This is a genomic window from Methanosarcina mazei S-6 (genome assembly GCF_000970205.1).
GTDB classification, from domain to species: Archaea; Halobacteriota; Methanosarcinia; order Methanosarcinales; family Methanosarcinaceae; genus Methanosarcina; species Methanosarcina mazei.
Map to the genome: position 1 here is coordinate 3547872 of NZ_CP009512.1, position 19164 is coordinate 3567035.

General features: G+C 42.2%; 15 protein-coding genes and 1 pseudogene. 5 read left to right on the forward strand and 11 right to left on the reverse strand.

All coding sequences use genetic code 11. The features are described 5' to 3' along the window. Positions 1 to 9: 9 nt before the first annotated feature. Complete coding sequence (oadA, locus tag MSMAS_RS15180; RefSeq protein ID WP_011033764.1) at positions 10 to 1731, reverse strand: sodium-extruding oxaloacetate decarboxylase subunit alpha; 1722 nt, start codon at positions 1729 to 1731, stop codon at positions 10 to 12. Between the two features lie 505 nt (positions 1732 to 2236). Next, a complete protein-coding gene (locus tag MSMAS_RS15185) occupies positions 2237 to 3202 on the reverse strand; it encodes a class I SAM-dependent methyltransferase (RefSeq protein ID WP_011033763.1) in 966 nt (321 codons plus the stop codon). 355 nt (positions 3203 to 3557) lie between these two features. Here MSMAS_RS15185 and MSMAS_RS15190 point away from each other — a divergent pair, with 355 nt between their 5' ends. After that, positions 3558 to 3770, forward strand: a complete 213-nt coding sequence (locus tag MSMAS_RS15190) for a histone family protein (protein WP_011033762.1) — start codon at positions 3558 to 3560, stop codon at positions 3768 to 3770. Positions 3771 to 3845: 75 nt separating this feature from the next. Here MSMAS_RS15190 and MSMAS_RS15195 read toward each other — a convergent pair whose 3' ends face one another. From MSMAS_RS15195 to thpR, 4 genes are all read right to left on the reverse strand, one after another. Continuing rightward, a complete protein-coding gene (locus MSMAS_RS15195) occupies positions 3846 to 4109 on the reverse strand; it encodes a 4Fe-4S binding protein (protein ID WP_048045885.1) in 264 nt (87 codons plus the stop codon). Positions 4110 to 4320: 211 nt separating this feature from the next. Next, the gene (locus MSMAS_RS15200; protein ID WP_011033760.1) at positions 4321 to 4833 is read right to left on the reverse strand and encodes a COG2426 family protein; all 513 of its coding nucleotides are present in this window, start codon (positions 4831 to 4833) and stop codon (positions 4321 to 4323) included. A gap of 252 nt (positions 4834 to 5085) precedes the next feature. Next, the gene (locus MSMAS_RS15205; protein ID WP_011033758.1) at positions 5086 to 6102 is read right to left on the reverse strand and encodes a replication factor C small subunit; all 1017 of its coding nucleotides are present in this window, start codon (positions 6100 to 6102) and stop codon (positions 5086 to 5088) included. A gap of 320 nt (positions 6103 to 6422) precedes the next feature. After that, positions 6423 to 6980, reverse strand: coding sequence for an RNA 2',3'-cyclic phosphodiesterase (thpR, locus tag MSMAS_RS15210; protein ID WP_080942093.1), 558 nt, complete (start codon positions 6978 to 6980; stop codon positions 6423 to 6425). Between the two features lie 113 nt (positions 6981 to 7093). On the opposite strand from thpR, the gene MSMAS_RS19615 reads away from it, so the two are divergent. The 4 genes from MSMAS_RS19615 to MSMAS_RS15230 all read left to right on the forward strand — a co-directional run bounded on the left by MSMAS_RS19615 (position 7094) and on the right by MSMAS_RS15230 (position 10365). Next, entirely contained in the window at positions 7094 to 7540 is a 447-nt protein-coding gene (locus MSMAS_RS19615) for a hypothetical protein (protein ID WP_011033920.1), read from the forward strand. Beyond that, on the forward strand, positions 7537 to 8238 hold the full coding sequence (locus tag MSMAS_RS19045) for an IS1 family transposase (protein WP_155395171.1): 702 nt from the start codon (positions 7537 to 7539) through the stop codon (positions 8236 to 8238). Before MSMAS_RS19615 ends, MSMAS_RS19045 begins: the two co-directional genes overlap by 4 nt. Positions 8239 to 8609: 371 nt before the next feature. Further along, positions 8610 to 9485, forward strand: coding sequence for a DNA integrity scanning protein DisA nucleotide-binding domain protein (locus MSMAS_RS15225; protein WP_011033755.1), 876 nt, complete (start codon positions 8610 to 8612; stop codon positions 9483 to 9485). Between the two features lie 160 nt (positions 9486 to 9645). Beyond that, positions 9646 to 10365, forward strand: coding sequence for a DUF1614 domain-containing protein (locus MSMAS_RS15230; protein ID WP_011033754.1), 720 nt, complete (start codon positions 9646 to 9648; stop codon positions 10363 to 10365). A gap of 624 nt (positions 10366 to 10989) precedes the next feature. Here MSMAS_RS15230 and MSMAS_RS15235 read toward each other — a convergent pair. The 5 genes and pseudogenes from MSMAS_RS15235 to MSMAS_RS15255 all read right to left on the reverse strand — a co-directional run bounded on the left by MSMAS_RS15235 (position 10990) and on the right by MSMAS_RS15255 (position 18896). Further along, complete coding sequence (locus tag MSMAS_RS15235; RefSeq protein WP_155395308.1) at positions 10990 to 12207, reverse strand: S-layer protein domain-containing protein; 1218 nt, start codon at positions 12205 to 12207, stop codon at positions 10990 to 10992. Positions 12208 to 12663: 456 nt separating this feature from the next. Further along, complete coding sequence (locus MSMAS_RS15240) at positions 12664 to 13716, reverse strand: mRNA surveillance protein pelota (protein WP_011033752.1); 1053 nt, start codon at positions 13714 to 13716, stop codon at positions 12664 to 12666. Further along, positions 13713 to 16052, reverse strand: coding sequence for a ribosome rescue protein RqcH (gene rqcH / locus MSMAS_RS15245; protein WP_048046768.1), 2340 nt, complete (start codon positions 16050 to 16052; stop codon positions 13713 to 13715). The genes MSMAS_RS15240 and rqcH overlap by 4 nt, the downstream gene beginning before the upstream one ends. A gap of 400 nt (positions 16053 to 16452) precedes the next feature. Continuing rightward, positions 16453 to 17937 (reverse strand): annotated as a pseudogene (locus MSMAS_RS15250) (IS1182-like element ISMma2 family transposase). A gap of 131 nt (positions 17938 to 18068) precedes the next feature. After that, positions 18069 to 18896: a formylglycine-generating enzyme family protein gene (locus MSMAS_RS15255; protein ID WP_048046770.1), complete on the reverse strand. Its 828-nt coding sequence runs from the start codon at positions 18894 to 18896 to the stop codon at positions 18069 to 18071. Between the last annotated feature and the right edge of the window lie 268 nt (positions 18897 to 19164).

The following is a 19164-nucleotide window of genomic DNA, read 5'->3' on the forward strand; positions in this document are numbered from 1 at the left end:
TTTCCCGATTTACTCGATTGAAAGGATGATATCTCCGGGCGCGACGGTGTCCCCTTCGGCTACAAAGATTTCCTTAACTATTCCCGAGCGTGGGGCATGAACCGCATTCTCCATCTTCATGGCTTCGATAACAGCTACGGTGTCTCCTTCCCGGACGGTATCTTCTACTTTAACCTTAAGGGAAAGTACCATGCCCTGCATTGAGCTGGTAACCCCTCCTTTAACGGATTCTGCGCTTGGCTTTTTAGGCGACGCTTCAGAGATGGAAACTCCGCCGCCTAGAGGCTCGACCCTGACTTCGTAGACCTCATCGTCCACCTCAACCTTGAAGTGTGTAGGAATTGTGTATTCCTGAGGAGTCGCCGGGGCAGGGGTGATAACAGCCAGGGCTTCTTCTTCCATTTCCCCTTTCAGGAACTTGGGAGCAATTGCCGGATAGAGTATGTATGTAAGGATATCTTCTTCAGAATTTGCAATGCCCATTTCTTCTGCTTCTTTTTTTCTCTTCTCATACTCAGGCTTGAGAAGGTCTGCAGGGCGGCAGTGAATCGGTTCTTCATCGCCTATGATCTTTCCTATGATCTCAGGGCTGATCGGGGCTGGAGAACGTCCGTAGAGTCCGCGTACGTAGTCCTTTACCTCTTTCGGGATGACCTTGTAGCGTTCTCCCATGAGAACATTGAGCACAGCCTGTGTGCCTACGATCTGGCTTGTGGGAGTAACAAGAGGAGGATAACCGAGCTCTTCTCTGACCTTTGGCATCTCTTGAAGCACTGCCCCGTATTTATCGAGGGCATTCTGCTCTTTCAACTGAGAAACAAGATTGGAGAGCATTCCTCCCGGGATCTGGTAGATAAGAACATTGGTGTCAATCTGCTCGGAAATAGGATCGAGGATTCCTCTGTACTTTTCTTTCAGGTCTTTGAAGTACCTGACAGCCTCTTCAAAAGCCCCAAGGTCAAGTCCTGTATCATAGGGGGTTCCCTGAAGAGCTGCAACAACGGTCTCGGTAGGAGGCTGGGAGGTCCCCCATGCCAGAGGGGAGAGTGCCGTATCCAGAACATCCACTCCGGCAGGGCAGGCTGCCATATAGCTCATAGGAGCCATTCCCGAAGTACAGTGACAGTGGAGAGAAATAGGGATAGAAACCTCTTTTTTCATGGCACTGATTATTTTTGCCGCTTCATTTGGAGAAAGAAGGCCTGCCATATCTTTGATACAGAGCGAATCACATTCCAGCTCTTCAAGCTGTTTTGCGAGTCCTACATACTTTTCTACTGTATGTACAGGACTTATAGTGTAGCAGACCGTGCCCTGGACATGAGCTCCCAGCCTTTTTGCCACTTTTATGGAAAGCTCCATGTTCCTGACATCATTTACAGCGTCAAAAACCCGGAATATATCAATGCCGTTTTCATAGGACTTGGTTACGAACTTTTCAACCACATCGTCCGAATAATGCCTGTATCCTACGAGGTTCTGGCCGCGGAGAAGCATCTGAGCATATGTGTTGTCCATATTTTTCTTAAGGTCCCTGAGGCGCTGCCAGGGGTCTTCGTTAAGATAGCGAATACAGGAGTCGAAAGTGGCACCTCCCCACATCTCGAGGGAAAAATACCCAATCTGGTCCAGTTGTTCAACCACTTCGAGCATATCCCTTGTCCGCATTCTGGTTGCCAGGAGGGACTGGTGTGCGTCCCGGAGGACGGTTTCAGTAATTTTTACACGCATGGATGAGCCTCTTAAATCGGATCAAAAAACAGAATTTATTGAAACATGCGTCTATATATTCTCCAGAAAACTGTCCAGTTTTCAGGGCATACAGAGCCTGTTTGAGCCTGTTTTTTGATCCGGTTCTGTCAAAGCATAAAATCTCCTGACAGCGGTTTATTGCAGAAACCTGCAGTTTACCTGGAGGGGAATTTATCCGGCATTGTAGGACCGAATCTGAGTTACCGCTTAAATTAACAGGAGAAAACTGATATTAATGGTATATACCGCAAAACTTACCTGTCCTGCGTTGATACGAATATTTTTATTAATACCATTGTTAACAAGTAAATACTTTTCGCTGCCGTTAACATTAGGTATACTCTTTTGAAAAGGAGAATCAAGGACTGAAAAAATAGTTGTAATACAACAATAAGAAAGTTCCGGATTCCGATTTAAAAAAGGAAAAAAAGAAAATAAAACAAAAGAAATTCCTATTAAAATTAAATCTCCATTAAGAGTTACTTTATGTGGATGTATTTTTTTGTCTTCGCCCTACAAAGAGCCACTGATCATAAGCACCTTCTGAATCCGTATTATCCACAATTTCTCCGTCTACACCTGCCCTGAAAAGGGCATCTGCAAGTATTTCAATCTCGGGTTTGCTGCTTACGGTAAAGAGCAGGACTGCGCCATCAGCTGCAACGGAAACAGCTTCTCTTACAATACGGACCCAGAGCCCTTTGTTAAATTCGTAGACGAGCCCCAGCATAAAACCCATTACAGCATCAAAACTTCCCGGCTCAAAGTATCTTGACACGGCTGCTGCATCCATAACCATAACTCTCTGAGGGTTAAGGACCCCCTGTTCGAGCCCCTGGCAGATAGTACATTTGTTTATTTCTATTGCAAGGGGGTCAAGCCCGGATCTGTAAAGTGCGAGTGTTGACATTCCATTCCCACAGCAGACCTCAAGCAGCCTGCCTTCGGGGTAATAACCTTTTTTTCGGAGAAGTTCAAGGATTTCGGCAACCCTTTTTATGCGGTTTTCCGAAAAAACATTGCCATAGGACTCAGGTTTTACTGAGCAGCTGGTGCAGAGGTTCCGGTTAACAAGCATAAGTGAGTAATATTCGTTTACTGCGTTAAACCATGTTTCGTGGAGGAGTTCAATGTCCTTTTCAGGAGAGGTGAGGTTGAGAAGGGAATCTGCAAGAGTTTCAAATTTCTCTTTCAGGGCAGGCTGGGCAAAAGCTCCGGTAAATACCGACCAGAAATCTACAGGAACGTCCTCGTCTGCAGGATTGAAAAACAGCAGTCCGGTTGTGTGACCTGCCTGCCTTACTCTTATAATCCTGATATTCTCAATATCTGGAAAATTTAAAAATCTGTTAAGATATTGAAGGGTAAGTTCAGGGTTTCTCTGGGAGGTGTAACTTTCTTCTATAAGATAGATATCTTCGTCTATTCCAAGGAGTTCCTGTAAGAGCATGTTTGATTAGATTCGAATAATCCGATATCAAGATTTCGAAAAAGAGACTCAAAACAGAGAGGCAGGTATTCGGAAGAGAACAGACTAAGAAAAATTAAGAGAGTAAGAAATTGGGAGAATCTTGTATAAAAAACTTCCCAGAGTTGACAGTTAGTTAGAAATCTCCATAAAAATAATTAGGAATAAAAAAAGATAAAAATAGGCTTTACAAAGTAAATAGAGGGGAAAAAGAGCATTAAAGGCTGAATAAGATGGAAAGGAAACTCCGATATAAGCAAAAGTATTTATAGAATCTAAATACAAAAACAGAGATTAGAAGGAATTTATATTAAATAAAAGAAGCTTGGAGGATAATATGGCAGCAAAAGTTATACCGTTCGCACCAATCGAGCGTTTAATAAGGACAGCGGGTGCTCACAGAGTGAGCGAGAGTGCAGGAATGGCTCTTACGGAGATTCTGGAAGAATACGGGCTTCAAATATCAAAAGAGGCTATAAAGCTTGCAGAGCATGCGGGCAGGAAGACCGTAAAGGCTGAAGACATAAAACTAGCTAAAGAAATGCTGTAAATAATTCTGCTGGATAATAAAAAGAACTGAAAAATGCTGAAAAACAGCATTTTACCTATTTTTACCTGAGACTGGTTATGCAGTTGCGGCTTCAACCTCAACTACTGCGAGGGATTCCACAGGACAATTCTTTGAGCAAGCCCCGCAGCGGATGCAGATTTCGTCATCAATTATTGCCATTCCATCAATGATCCGGAGTGCAAGTTCGGCAGTTTCGGGATCAAAGTCATCGCTTTTCATTGCTTTTGCGTTCACAGGGCAGACGGAATAGCATATCCCGCACCCAATACACTTTTCAGACTGAACTATCTTTTTGTTTTTTTTATCTGCCTTTGCCATTAGAGTCACCTCAAAAATACGATAGAATTGCCAGACAACGGGGAATAAGCCGTATGAGAAGCTGTAAAAACAGGGCTGGCTGCAAATATAAAGAGAAATTTATATTTGTTCTGTCTATGCTATATTTGATATTTTTAAGATATATGAATATTTCGAAAGCCTGACCTGAAGGTCATGCCAGCGAAAAGGTTTCGAAAGCCTGACCTGAAGGTCATGCCCCTAAAATAAGTTCAAACAGGCTCATTCCTGTCATGGTAACAGCGGTTACAATAATTCCTGCGATCAATATGCCTGCAGCAATTGCAGGAAATGAATTCCTGAACTTTATTCCAAACACAAAAGCTGCTGCGCATCCCGTCCACGCCCCGGTAACAGGCAGAGGAATGGCAACGAAGAGCGTCAGGGCGAGTAGCCCGTATTTCTCAAAATTCTCAGTATGGTTCCTGCGGGTTCTTGAAAAGAGCCACGTAAAGAATATATCAAAGATACGGTAGCGACGCAGGTAATTCGAAACCGGCTCAAGGAAGAGAAGGAGTGGGATTACAGGGAGAAGATTTCCGAGAACCGAAAGGAAATAAGCCTCAAGAGGTTCCATGTGGTAGATACCCATTGCAACAGGGATTGCACCTCTTAATTCCGAAACAGGAATAGCTCCAATAAGCAGAACTGCAAGCCAGTGAGGCACAGAAGCCAGCATTTCTACCAGTAAATTTTCAACGGACATGATGATCAGGAGTGGTAATTATAATCTTTTAAAAGAAAAGGCTCTTTTGAACGGCCTTTTCCATTTACTTTTCAGAGATCTGGAAATAGAATTGAAGTATTGATATAAATACCGCATGTGAAATATATTTTTTAGAATTACGGATTATTTCACAACTTATTTTTTCACAACTTATTTTTTCACAACTTATTTTTTCACAACTTATTTTTTCATAACTTATTTTTTCATAACTTATTTTTTCATAACTTACTTTCATTCTTCTCTCGATAGAGCAAAATGTGCAAGCAGGGCTTCCAGCTGGATTTTTTCGCTTGCTCCTTCAGTCAGTCTGAAGTCTGTTTCCCCGATAATATCCACAAGTCCGACAATATCCCTTTCCGAAAGCCCGAGGTCCAGAATCATGAGGTTATCCATTTCGGAAACCACCCTGTATATCTGCCCCACGATATCTTCTCCGGAAAGCCCTTCTTCATAAAGAAGCCTGTTAAGCTCTTTTCTGGCAACCCTGAAGTTTCCGCGCAAAGCGGTTTCAATCAGGTTTTTAATCTCCTCAGGGTTCGCAGTTGCCGTGGTCCTGTAAATGGTTTCCCTGGAGATAGGTTTTTCGACATCAATGAAAGCGGCAGCCTGGAGAGAGTTGACAGCTTTACGCATATCCCCCTGAGCTACATAAATCAGGGCTTCATACCCACCATCTGTGATGGACAGGTCCTGTTCTTTAGCAATATACTCAAGACGTTCTCTGATGGCCTTATCGGAAAGCCTCCTGAACCTGTAAACCGCACATCTGGACTGGATAGGCTCAATGATCTTGGAGGAATAGTTACAGGAAAGAATAAAACGGCAATTGCTGCTGAATTTTTCCATCGTCCTGCGGAGTGCGGACTGGGCATCCGAGGTGAGGGCATCAGCTTCATCAAGGAAAATGATTTTGAAAGGGGCTCCGCCCATAGGAGCGGTTTTTGCAAAGTTTTTGATTTTATTTCGGACAATATCAATACCCCTTTCATCGGAGGCATTGAGTTCCGTAAAATTTTCCCGCCATAAATCTTCTCCGAAGATCTCCCTTGCTATTGAAACTGCAGAAGCTGTTTTTCCTACACCGGGAGGGCCGGAAAAGAGGAGGTGAGGAAGGTTTTTAGTTGCCACATAAGACATCAGGCGCTCGATTGTTTCTTCCTGTCCTGCTACCTGATTAAGCCTGACAGGCCTGTATTTTTCAATCCAGATCTCTTCTTTAATCTTAAAGTCCTCCATTTGTGCTTGCACCTTAATTAGAGAAGATAATATTTAAACTTTCGAATGTTTTCGATATTTCTGGCATATCGACCGCATTTCGAAAGAAGAATACTAAAGAGAACGCCATCCCGGATATATAATTTTGGGATTGCCTGCCAGGGTACAGAATCAGGAATAACAGATAGAAGATTACATCATTAAATTTAGACAGTTGAGGGTTTGAGATATTCCATTATTTTAGCACTCTCAGGTTTTATGAGACAATAATTATCAGAACACAGAAAAAGACTGACAGGTAGAAAAGAACCGGTCAGAGCTGAAAGGGCGGTTAAATTTCCTAAAAAAGTTAATCAGTCAAGGTATACCGTATGCAGAGTCTCATAGATAGGACCTTCAGGAGTAAGAGTACTTTTTTTAAGAAGAACTTTGTTCACCTGCATACTTCCAATCTCGATATTCTTTAATTCTTTAAGGATATTTATAAAAGAATTTTTTTGATCTTTATTTAGAGATTTTACCCTTGCAAGAGTTGCATGGGCAGTAAAACCTCTTTCGTCCTCTTTGAACCCGAAGAGTTTCAGTACTGTTTCCACATCATTGTGAAGAGTTTCAAAGTTTCCTTCTGCTCCCAGCCACAGGACTTTAGGGTTTGAAGGCTTAGGAAAAACCCCGAGACCCACGATTTTTGCTTCGAAAGGCTCGCACATAATGGAATCAAGAGCTGCAGCAATGGATGGAACCTTTGATTCTTTAATATCGCCCAGAAACTTCAGGGTTATATGAACAATTTCGGGGTTAACAAACTTCAGGTCAAACTCTGAAAACCTTTCCTGAACCTGGCGGATTTTCCCCCCGAAACCAGGGTCAAGCTCCACTGCGATAAATGTCCTTATCAACGCTTTCACCATTATAAATTAGAAAGAAGAAACAGAAAAACGTTTCTATGGGTTTATATTTCCGAAAAAACAGATCCGGAATATAGGGTCGTGTCCTCAAATCATTGACTTAGTTTTATATAATCTTGAATCTATTATTATTTGGGGGCATCTTAATCACTTCTGAAATCGATTTTTCACAATTTTTTTGCTGGAACAAAGACTGCACTGATTATGGAATTAAAAATCAAGGGAATATAGTCCTTAAAGAAAGATATGGTAAAAATAACCATGCTCTTTTTAAATGTAAAACTTGTAAAAAATGTTTTAGTGAAACCAAAGGTACAATATTTTTCGAATTAAACACTCCAGATGAAGAAGTTCTAAGGACAATAGCTATGCTTCCTGAAAAAGGCAGTATTCGTGGAGTTGCAAGAGCTACTGGACATAGTAAAGACACTATTTGTAGATGGCTTGAGATTGCAGGAACCCATGCAGAAGAAGTTACAACTTATTTCCTCAAAAATCTTAATCTTACGAGAGTAGAGGTTGATGAGATCTGGTCATATATAAAAAAAAGCAAAAAAATGTGACTGACGAGGATTCTGAAGAGTGTGGGGATGTGTATTCACTTACAGCAATCAAAAGTGACACAAGATTGCTCCTTTCTCATCATGAAGGAAAACGTAGTGCTGAGGATGCTATAGAGTTATTTAAAGAAGTTGAGAAGATGCGTTCCACATCTTCTCCTATTCCTGTATTTACCTCAGATGATTGGGATGCCTTTGAAGAAGCACTTATAAACGTTTATGGTAAAATCGAGTTGCCACAATACAAAGGTATCGGAAGAAAACCGCTACCTAAACTGGTTCCACCTGATGATTTAAAATATGTCAAAGTATTGAAGAAAAAGGTAAAAAATTATGTAGTTGAAACAGTTCAACGTATCATCTTTGGAGATCCTGATGAGATATTCGAAATGCTTGGAGCTGATGCGGATAGTTATATTGGAACTTCTTATGCAGAAAGGATTAACCTTACGATAAGGACATCTCTTGCAAGATTTATAAGAAAAGGAATGAATTTCAGTAAAACCAAAAGGATGCATCAGAAAGCTATTGATTTATTCCAGGCATGGTATAACTTTATAAAACCTCATAAGTCTCTAAGGCTAAAAATAGATTCTGGAAACAGAAAATGGTTTCAAAGGACTCCAGCTATGGCAGAAGGAATAACTGATCACATATGGAGTTTAAAGGAACTATTAACATTTAGAGTTCCTGTTCAATAATATGAGGACACGACCGAATATAGATACCCTGAAGAATTGTAAACTCGTGTGAACATAATAACAAATAGAAAAAGAAAAGAAAAGAAAATAAGTATCTGAAGTTGAGAAAAAGATAGTAAAGAAAAAGAGAAAAATGGGGTCAAACACAGAACAATTATAATATATCAGATATTACACTAGGAAATAAACAGGCTTATTAAGTATGCAGTTACCGTTAATGTTAACTGCAAGAAATAATGTTAACCGGTGGAAATAACACTTATCCACAGAAACAATAATTAACTTAAAAATCCAACACCAGATTATAAAAATAAACTTAGAGTAAAAAAAGCAGGACTTATAAAATGATTGCGTAAAAAGGGGTGAGTGACATGGAAAGAGCACGTGTAATTGCAGAAGCGGCAGCCCATATTTCCCGGGAACTCGGTGCTGCCGCAATTATGGTCTCCGGAGATTTGAATTTTGAAGGGATTGAAACCGGAGAAATTCCTGTATATTATATTTCCATGCGCCCTAAAAGCATAATAGACCACCTCGTAGCAACCAGCAAAGATGGAAAAAGTCCTGTAAAAGAACTGGGTGATCAGCTCACCAGGGAAGCTTCGGGAAATGTTGAATACGTGCAGCATGCCGCAGCTATAGAATACGCACTTGAAGGCCCCAAAAACGGGATTGTGGTAGGGGTTATTGAAACCCGCGGGTCCAGCTCCATTATAGTCCATAACCTGGATGACAACCCTCTCATAAAAGCTATGAAAGAATGTGAAGAGAGAGTCAACCCTGAAGTAATGAATGCAGTCCTGAAAATCGCTTTTGATATCGCCCTTACGGGCAGGGAAGGAAAAAAAATAGGGGCTGCCTTTATTGTGGGTGACTCCGAAGAAGTCCTTAAACGCTCTCACCAGATAATCCTTAACCCTTATGAAGGCCATGAGGAAGCCCACAGAAACATACTCGACAGAAGAAACTGGGAGTCTATAAAGGAGTTTGCCCTGCTTGACGGGGTTTTTGTAATAGACGAGACTGGCATTGTCCGTGCAGCAGGGAGATACCTTGACGTGGACGGAAAAAATATAGATATTGAAAAAGGGCTTGGTGGACGTCATGTCTCAGCAGCTGCCATCAGCAGGGATACGGTAGCAATTTCAGTTACAGTTTCAGAGTCAGGTGGAGTCCTCAGAGTATATAAAGACGCAAAAGAAACCATTTGCATGGAGTCCTTACAACCTGCATCCAGATACGTATGAACCTGGAGTGCAGAAAAAATTAACTGATTTTTAATTCCCTGACTATTATTTCCGGTTCTATGGTTTTTCTCACAGTTATGAAAAGCCCGGGATATTCATTAATAAAGAGAAAGCACATACCTTTTAATATGCAAAAAACCGGAAAACAGAGAGTAGTCCCATGAGCAGACAGATTTTTTACATGCCTTTCAGCCTGAGATTCCTTTTCTTATTAATAATCATAACAATCTTCGGACTGGGTTCTCTGTTTCTGGGAGTCATAGTTTCTGCTTTCATGAAAATAGGATTTTCCGCAGAGGACGCCCTCTTAATTCTCTTCCTGTCTCTCCTTGGAAGCGGAATCAATATCCCGCTGACAACTCTGAAATCCGATATTCCGGTCGTCAAGGATAATTATATAAAGTTCTTCGGGATTTCCTACAGGATTCCTACCCGCCAGATTGTCAGGAATGAAACCTTACTTGCTATCAATGTGGGAGGAGCGGTTATCCCTGTCCTGATTTCCGCTTACCTTCTTACGCAATTCCCTTCTTCTCTCCTTCTTGCAGGAGCCGGTGTGGCGATTGTTGCAATTGTGACTCATTCCGTAGCAAGACCGATCAAAGGAGTGGGTATTGCAACCCCTGCTCTGATCCCACCCCTTACATCTGTCCTTTCCGCAGTCCTGCTCACCTCGATAGTCCATATTCCAGGCTGCCCTGCAGAACCGTGCCGTGTTATTATTGCCTACACCGGAGGAGTACTCGGGACCCTCATAGGAGCTGACCTGCTTAACCTGGGAAAAATTAAGAACCTTGGAGCTCCGGTTGCAAGCATAGGAGGAGCAGGCACCTTTGATGGGATATTTTTAAGCGGGTTTATCGCCCTTCTCCTGATCTGAAAAAATCCTCCTGACCTGAGAAAATCCTCCTGACCTGAGAAAATCCTCCTGACCTGAGAAAATCCTCCTGACCTGAGAAAATCCTCCTGACCTGAGAAAATCCTCCTGACCTGAGAAAATCCTCCTGACCTGAGAAAATCCTCCTGACCTGAGAAAATCCTCCTGACCTGAGAAAATCCTCCTGACCTGAGAAAATCCTCCTGACCTGAGAAAATCCTCCTGATCTGAAAAAAGCAGTCTCTAAGTAACTGGCATATCCATTTCAGAACATGGAGAAATACCTTATCTGTCCCCCTGAACCGCACTGTATCCTTTAGTGTCAGTCAGGCTAAGATCTTTCATAATCATGACCGTGTTTAAATAAAAAAATCTGTAGTGACCTTCATCGGAATTGTGGTCTTGCAAAAACGGATAGTGTTGCGACACAATTGCAACTACAAAAAGTAATAAGGTTTCCTGTCCCGAGGCGCAACTCGAGAAAGAAACCCTAAAAATTCAAAAAAGATAGGAGAGATAATTCTCAAAGAGAACAGGCTTCTAAGAGAATAATACTCCATTATATTTCTTACCTGATATTTCTTACCTGATATTCCTCACCTGATATTCCTCATATGGAATAACAGATTAGCTCTTTCTTCTGAGAGCCAGACACATCATAACCCCGATAATTCCGGAGATGATTCCAAATCCCGGAAGCTTTGTAGAGGAACCCTCCGCAGCTTCTTCAGGGTGACTTTCCTTATCTTCCATGCCTGCTGTTCCAGAAGATGGAGCTGTCCTGTGATCTGCTGAGACATTTTCAGACTCGTTTGATTCTGAGGTTATATTAGTCTCCTCTGTGGAATTAGCTATCGGCACGGTGGCATTTTTGTCTTCAACAACCACATCTGTCGCAGGATAGATGATGTACCCTTCAGGGGAAATGCTGCCTTTTCCTTTATCCGAGGTCTGGAAGTACCAGGAGTCGGTGAAGTAGTTCTTTTTATCCTTATCAAGGTTCAGGGTAATACACTTTGAATTTTCAAGGACAATTCCGTCTTTGGAAGTTTCTATTACCTCAAATCCCTGGTATTCATCCCCGTTTTTGATAATAAGGATGTCATCTTTGTCAATAAGCCAGGTATACTTGAAAACTGCAAAGGAATCGGTAGCGCTCATGAAAACCGAGTCAACATAGGTGATGAAGTAAAGCTGGTCAGTCCCGTCTCCGAAGTCAGCAGTTGCGGTAAAGATCTGGTTTTCTACAGTCCCGTTTGCGTTCACAATTCCGGACTCGAGTTCTTCACCGTTTTTGGATAAGGAGAACCATACCTTGTCACCCTCAACATCTACCTGGTTTACGGTCAAAGAGTAGCCTTTGCCAAGGTCCCAGACATCACCCGATTTAAGAACTTTTTTATCACTGCTGCCCTGGGTAATGACGATATTTGCAAGCTGACTTGCATCATTTTCAACCGTAACATATGGTTTTCCGAACCAGGGAAGTTTGTAGTAGAACATCCCGCCAAGTTCGGGAGGAATTGTACTGGCAGTAAGCCCAAGATCGGAAACAAGGTCGTATTTGTTTGAGAACTGCCTTGTAGAATACAGAAGCTCTCCTTCGCCTATAACATGGTTTCCGGGGTTGTTTACACCTAGTTCGTCCTGCCCGTCTTTATCAACGTACTGAAGGCGTTCTCCCCACCAGTTTTCAGAAGCTACAAAGTCCTTGTGTTTGTTTACAGGGTAGTTAAAGCCTCCAAAAGTGGTTGCATTCCAGCAAAAACCATCGGATGAAGTAGCATTTGTATCAAAAGGAGCCCCGCAAATAGACGGACCCGCCAGACCCGGTACAGGGAGCATCAAACAGATTGTTAACGCTATCAAAAGCGCATGCAAAAATCTCTTAATACCGAAATTCATAAACACCATCACTCATTTTAATATAAATTTAATAATTAATTCAACGGAGGAATTAATTATAAGCAAATATTATTATAAACAAATCTAAAAGTAACAACAAATAAAGAAGAGTAGTTAATAAATTTTACGAATTTGAATCAAAAATAAGAAAGATAACACTGAAACAGGACATAAAAAATAAAAGAGCTGCTTCCCTCTCCTCAATGTCAGGGGGAAAGGAATTAACATTAGAAAGAAAACAAAAATAAGAAAATAAAATAACGAAAAAATAAAAAACAAAAATACAAAAAATGAATGAAAATTTAAGTAAATAATAGACAGTTAACGGCTGAATATTAACAGGCCTGCACAGGATCTTAACAGGTCTGCACAGGGTCTTAACAGGTCTGCACAGGGTCAGCCTGTTACTTTGAAACGGAGCAAAGCTGCAATTCCTCCAAGTTTGTGAAGTTTTTCTCCGGGCTCAAAGGCCGTGCTGAACACAACAACTTTTCCCTGAGCCTGTTCGACCTCCATAAGTAGTTTATCTATATCCTCACCTTTTTCCCGCCCTTCACGCAGCGTTTCGTCAGCTATGAGCAGGGTTTCAACAGCCCCGTAACCAAGAGCATTTTTCACATCTGCAAAACCGTAAGCTGCTTTTCCGTCCATAGAGATTTCCCTGATAAGGTCTTCCATGAGAGAGGATTCCCGGGCTATTCGGGACTCCTGCATGATCCGGTCCACCGCTCCTCTGCGGAGCACCTCCTGAAACCCGGACATACCTATCATGGACGTATCTTCAGTCAATGCCTTAGAAGCCATTTCAGACTCAGTTTCATTAAAATATTTCAGGAAATCTTCTTTGGTGAAACCGGGCCCTGCAATCACTATGGAAGCGTCTTCAGGAACTGCGTGCCTGAGCTGTTCAACAATTTCCCTGAAAAACTCATTCCTGAGCCCGGTCTCCCGCTTCCCGGAGGACTGCCTGATATGAGAATAGACTTCGATTCCATAGTGGCGCACAAACCCGATATCTGCGTCACCCTCCTCAACCGCTACAATAACAACTTTTGGGCGCTTTCCTGCTTCTTCGGCGTCCTGAATGCGCTGGAGCTGGTCGTTCTTCCAGTGCTCCTTAATGATGGAAATATTGGTCCCTATTTCCACATTGAGTGTGTGATAGGAGCCTGTGTCCATTCCGTGCTCAATCGGCCCGTGTATTCTCAGCCTGTTTGCAAATTTATGGAACTCCAGTTCTTCAACCCTTATCCCCAGCCTTACCTTTACCTTCTCAACCTTTTCCGGGCGGAGTTTGTCGCTTGCAGAATCGGCTTTCCTTCTGGTCAGAGCAAAGACCATGTCACCTTTTTCAATAATATACTTCAGGTGCCAGAGATCGTCAAGAGTCTCGGCTGTTACGGCAATTTCCCCTTCCCGGCCTTTTAGAGAACGGTTTGTAACCCTCATTCCTTTTTCACTCCGCGCATTTCAATTATTTCTTCATTTCCCTCTCTGGCTTCAGCTTTAACTTTTACTTCACTGCCTTCCCCTATTTCTTCTGCAAATTCTTCATCTGCGAACTCTTCTCCTGCATTTTCTCCAGATTCTTCATCAATTTCACCTTTAAGGTCTTCAAATCCGGCTTCCATTTCAGGGGTTTCGTATCCTTCACCCTCAGGCCCGAAACCCTGACCTTTCTTTTCCGGCTTCTGGTTCCTCAGATCTGATTCTCCGGCGGGGATCATCATGGCAATCTGGTCAGGAGATGCAATTTGCTTCACAAAACGAGGGTCATTGAGTTCATCTGCATAAATCCTGTAGATCTTTTTTGAAATATCATTCTGATTGAATTTGCCGGGAATAATTTCAAGAATATAGTCTCCGTGCTTCCTGACCGAAGAAGCAGGCCCTCCAATAATCCTTGTCTCGCCTTTAAGCTCAAGACCAACTGCAATGCCAAGAGGGACGTCTTTGAAGTAATTGCGCTCACCGCGGATAACAAATGCCCCTTTTTTCAGGTACTCTCCGGATTCCGGGGTCTTTGTCACCTGTTCAGATTTAATCCAGTAACAGTCACCGCTGAACTGTCCGGCTTTCCAGAGACTCGAATAAGAAACCGCAAACTGTGCAACTTCCTGAAGCGTGGAATCCGGAACCTCCTTCCCCCCAGTCTTTACAACCGTGAGAGGAGCGCCCGGTGTCTGTGTATGAAAAACGATATCTCTTTTTTCCATGTATTTTTTGAAAATTTCTTCGTTTGTATCGGCATCCCTGCCGCCCACGACCAGGAAGCCGTCTGAAGACACAAACCACCTGAACCGGTCATACCAGTGCTTTTTCCGGGAAGCCTGCAGCTTCCTGCCAGCTTTTGCAGATTTTGTAGCAGCCTTTTTCTCCATAGCTTTTTTAGTGTCCTCAATAGCCCGGATAGCTCCGTCCTTCTTTTTAGTGAACTTTTTAACCTTTTCATAATATTCCTGGGCATTCTGAGGCACAGTCTTCCGGATATCAAGATTTATGCTCTTTCCGTCGAGATTGACAGTTACAGTTCCGGTTTTCTGGTCAATATTAGTAATTGTCTGGGCTGCAGGAACGGTCTTTTTTGCCTGTTTCAGGATGGAGCGAATTTCATCCCAGGAATAACCTTTTGCCCTTGCTCCGTTAAGTACTGAAAAAAGCTCTTCGATAATCTGGTAATTGGCATATACGGTTTCTGCAAGGGCATTGTTTTTCTCAATTTCCTTTTCGAACTTTGCAAGGCTATCTTCCTGCTGCATGAGCCGCCTTTCAAAGACCCCAAGGGTTTTTTCCTTCTTTTCGGCTTCCTTTACCTCTGCGACCTGCTCAAGAGCCTTTTTCCCGAAAAACTCGTCAAGTGCAGTATTAAAGGAATCGAAATATTCTTTTTCGTATTCTGAATAACGGTTAAGGTCAAAAGGAACTACATCGAAGGTTTCCATTTTCCCATTAATTTCCTGCTTTATATGCTGAGGCCTGAGCCCCGGAATAAGAGGTCCGGTTTCTGCTCCGGGCCTGTCTTCAATTTCAGCACCGCCTTCAGGCTCGCCTTCAGTTCTGGCAGCGTCCCTCGCTCTGAATAGAGGGGAAAAAAGGTCCTGAAGCGCCTCACGCAGCTTTTCAGCATCCTCTACTGTAGCTTCTTTTGCAGGCCTGGACTTGTTTATTCCTGCGCGTGCACAGGCTTCTTCTGCCAGGACTCCTCCGAGGTTGAACCTTGTAGCAATAGTCCGGACTATATCAGCCGTTGATTTAGAAAATGCGTCCATAAGGTCGGAAACCTTAGCCTCGATGGGGCTCAACTGCGCCTCCGGAAGCTCGTAAATTTCTCCGCTCCTGAGCCTGCGGTCCTTGAGGGTTACGGGGTTCATGGGCAGGATGATTTTGTTTTCCGAATCCACTATCAGGACATTGCCGCGCGCAAACAGTTCAACAATGAGTGTGCTTCTAACTCCAGCTCTCTCAATCCCTATTTTTATGATCCTGTCGAAGTCATGCTGCTCGACGGATACGATCCTGCCTCCCATCAGGTATTTTCTCAGAAGCATGGGGAAAGCCTGAGGAAGAGTGGGGCTTGGCCGGATGTGTTTTGTCATATGGAGGCGCTTTCCCGCCTCAATAACCAGGTTGTCCCTTCCCTGGTGAAAAACGTAAAGGTTGATGCGTATCTCCTCGCTGGCTGGCTGGTAGATCTTTCCGATCTTCGCATCAATAATAGACCTGGGACCTGCTGACAGTTCGGCAACAACCGCAGCAACGTCTGCACTTGACATATCCTGTTTCATGAAGTGGATATAATAGAGGACTCATGTATAAGCATTACTGTAGAATTCTTTTTACAGTAGTCAGATTTTAATCGCCCGAGTTGCGCCACCCGAGTTCCGTCTCGGGAGTACGCGGTCCTTCCCGAATTGCGCCTCGGGAGTACGCGGTCCTTCCCGAATTGCGCCTCGGGAGTACGCGGTCCTTTTCGGTCGCTTCGCTTCCTCAAGAGGACTAAGCTTTGTTTATTTAATAGTGATCTAAATTCAGAGGGTTGCGTCAGGATAGTGATAAGAACCCGGGAAAGCTGAGTGATAAAAACCAGTTAGACAGGTTGTCTCAAAACCATTTTTAATTCTACAATTGGGTAATGCCCTTTCAATTTTTATTTCATTTCAACAAGAAAAAGTAAATTTTCATAGCTCAACATAGCGTATTTGTCATTCTTGCTTGAATTCTCCTCTTATTCCATCCTTTACTTTCTCCTCCAACTATCATTTTCAGCATTTCTTTCAGGTTTTTCCCTTGTCTTTTTATGAAATCTGCTATTTTCTTTATATTGTGTACGGTACATATCATAACAAATTCAATTCCTGTTTTCCTTATTCCTCTCAACAGAAATTCCCTAAACCCTCTATCCTGTTTCATTTGACCAAACACAGGTTCTACGGTAGACATTCTTTTCTGATACTTTTCCGTACCTTTTTCTGGTGTTCAGTTTAGCCCTCATATCCTCCATTAAATGTTCTCGAGGATCTCTTGTAATCGTCCTTTTTCCACTCTCAGTACATGCATTTTTCAACACACACTGAGAACAATAACTACAGACATAATACCTTAAATCAGGTTCACCTTTCCTCTTTTGTATTCTTGAAAAGGGAATTTCAAAAGCAGCAGGACAATAATAGCAGTCTTTTTCTTCGTCGTATTTAAAAAGAGACTTTCTGAACTTCCTGGTTTTTCCTTCTTTTTCAGCTTTATAGAAGTTGTCAGGAATATAAGCATCAATTCCTTCTTTCTGTAAAAATTCCAGATTCTCATATGAAAAATAACCTGCATCTGCAAGCACGATTGTTGGTTTATATCCCAGTGTATTTTTTACATTCTGTATCATTGGTTCTACTTGATGCAGGTCGTTTTCTTCGTTGACAACGTCTGCTGCAACGATAATTTGTTCCTTTTCGTCAACAGCAACCTGACAGTTGTATGAAGGTTTCTTGCTCCCATCTTTATATTTCATAATTCGAGCATCGTTGTCTGTGATGTTTACTTTTTTCAGCTTTTCTTCATCAAGCTTCTTTTTAGCGTTTTTAATCTTCTCTAATCTTTTCTTCTTGTCAACTAGCTCTTCTGAATCTGATATGGTGTTGAGTCACCATAAATTTCATCTTCATACTTATCTGTCTCAATACTCTCTTTTAGTATCCGATCTATTTCTTTTTCGAGAGAATCCGAATTCTTGCTTTGTCTTGATGAAGCATTTGCCTTGATCTTTGTTCCGTCAATCGAGATACTGGAACCAATCATATCCATTTCTTTACAAAAAGTGACAACCTGGGAAAATATCTCTTTAATAGGGCCAAGGTGAGTTGAACGGAATCGACAAATAGTATGAAAATCAGGTTTTTGCATGGCTGCCAGATACATAAATGCAGTATCAGTTTGAGTCATTTGTTGCAGTTTACGTGAACTTCTAATGCCTATAAGATAACCATAAAGTAATATTTTTAAAAGAATTATTGGATGATAGGCTGGGCAGCCTTCCTTAGAATAAGTGGATTCAATAGCAGTGATATCAACGACATCTACGATGTCGTTTAGTACTCGGGCGAGATGATTTTCAGGAACAAAATCTTCCAGGTTTAATGGAAGTAAAAACTGCTGCTTTTGATCGTATTTTCTAAACATGGGAAACACTGGAATTTAGTTTTGTAAAAAAGATAAAGATTACGGGTTTCTGACCCAAATGTGCGATCAGGTATAGTTTTGAGACAACCTGTAGAGAAGTCTTTGAGGAATATAAAAAGAAGAAGAGAAAATTACAACTCTTTCACAAGCCGAAATCCAAGGTTGGCTAAATGTTTCTCAGGTTCACGGCTGAAACGGGAAGCTGAGCGGCAGGAATTGGTAGAGCAGTACCAGCTTCCCCCACGAGAGACACGATTGGAGCTGTTTCCGTCTTCCCATGCGCTTCCGTCAGAAGGAGCCCCATTATAGTCTTCGTGCCAGCTGTCCTGAACCCATTCCCAGACATTACCGCACATATCATAAAGGCCCCAGCGGTTAGGTTTTTTTCTGCCAGCAGGATGGGTTTTACGGCCTGCATTCCTGGCGTACCATGCATAGTCGCCAAGTTTGGATTCATCTTCACCAAAAAAGTACCTGCTCTGCTTACCTGCTCTGCATGCATACTCCCACTCGGCTTCGGAAGGAAGGCGGTATTTTGTGGTGTTTTCCATTGCGTTCAGTTTTCCAATAAATTCCTGAACATCTTCCCAGGAAACCAGCTCAACAGGGCGGAAATCTTCATTAAAATTCGACGGACTGGTCCCCATTATAGTTTTCCATTGTTTTTGAGTAACCTGATATTTGCCGATGTAAAACGGATTTTTAATCGTAACCCTGTGGACCGGAGATTCGGAGTATGACCTGCCTATCTCTTCGGGAGAGGACCCCATTAAAAATTCACCGGCAGGTGCCATTATGAATTCCATACCTGTAGACGGACTGATAAATATTTCAAAAGCCTCCGTGCTTTCAGGTTCTGTCGCACCGGCAGGGTCTTCAACCCGGTCTTCAACTTCGTTCTTTTTCAGATAGTACCGGATTGTATTAATATGATTCATAATACTGATTTTACTTCCCACAGAATTTACCCCTAGAAGTTCTTACTCTCCATTATGTTCTACAGGTTCTCAGATCCCATAATCATTGAAAAGGATAATTATATGGAAATAATATATATTAGTAGGAATCATTCCTAAGTCTCTTATTGATTTTATACTTATTGCAGATGGTCTCTTTTCTATGAATTCCTTCTCATCCATAACAGGAATTTTTCCATTACAGCCTTTCTTTAAACTGTTTTTAAAGAGGCCGGAAAAGCAGGCAAACTATTTTAAAAAAGCCTCATAT

Coding starts and splice junctions, on each gene's coding strand:
- oadA (WP_011033764.1), bottom strand. CDS start 1,731: ATGCGTGTAAAAATTACTGAAACCGTCCTCCGGGACGCACACCAGTCC.
- MSMAS_RS15185 (WP_011033763.1), bottom strand. CDS start 3,202: ATGCTCTTACAGGAACTCCTTGGAATAGACGAAGATATCTATCTTATA.
- MSMAS_RS15190 (WP_011033762.1), top strand. CDS start 3,558: ATGGCAGCAAAAGTTATACCGTTCGCACCAATCGAGCGTTTAATAAGG.
- MSMAS_RS15195 (WP_048045885.1), bottom strand. CDS start 4,109: ATGGCAAAGGCAGATAAAAAAAACAAAAAGATAGTTCAGTCTGAAAAG.
- MSMAS_RS15200 (WP_011033760.1), bottom strand. CDS start 4,833: ATGTCCGTTGAAAATTTACTGGTAGAAATGCTGGCTTCTGTGCCTCAC.
- thpR (WP_080942093.1), bottom strand. CDS start 6,980: ATGGTGAAAGCGTTGATAAGGACATTTATCGCAGTGGAGCTTGACCCT.
- MSMAS_RS15225 (WP_011033755.1), top strand. CDS start 8,610: ATGGAAAGAGCACGTGTAATTGCAGAAGCGGCAGCCCATATTTCCCGG.
- MSMAS_RS15230 (WP_011033754.1), top strand. CDS start 9,646: ATGAGCAGACAGATTTTTTACATGCCTTTCAGCCTGAGATTCCTTTTC.
- MSMAS_RS15235 (WP_155395308.1), bottom strand. CDS start 12,207: ATGCTCCCTGTACCGGGTCTGGCGGGTCCGTCTATTTGCGGGGCTCCT.
- MSMAS_RS15240 (WP_011033752.1), bottom strand. CDS start 13,716: ATGAGGGTTACAAACCGTTCTCTAAAAGGCCGGGAAGGGGAAATTGCC.
- rqcH (WP_048046768.1), bottom strand. CDS start 16,052: ATGAAACAGGATATGTCAAGTGCAGACGTTGCTGCGGTTGTTGCCGAA.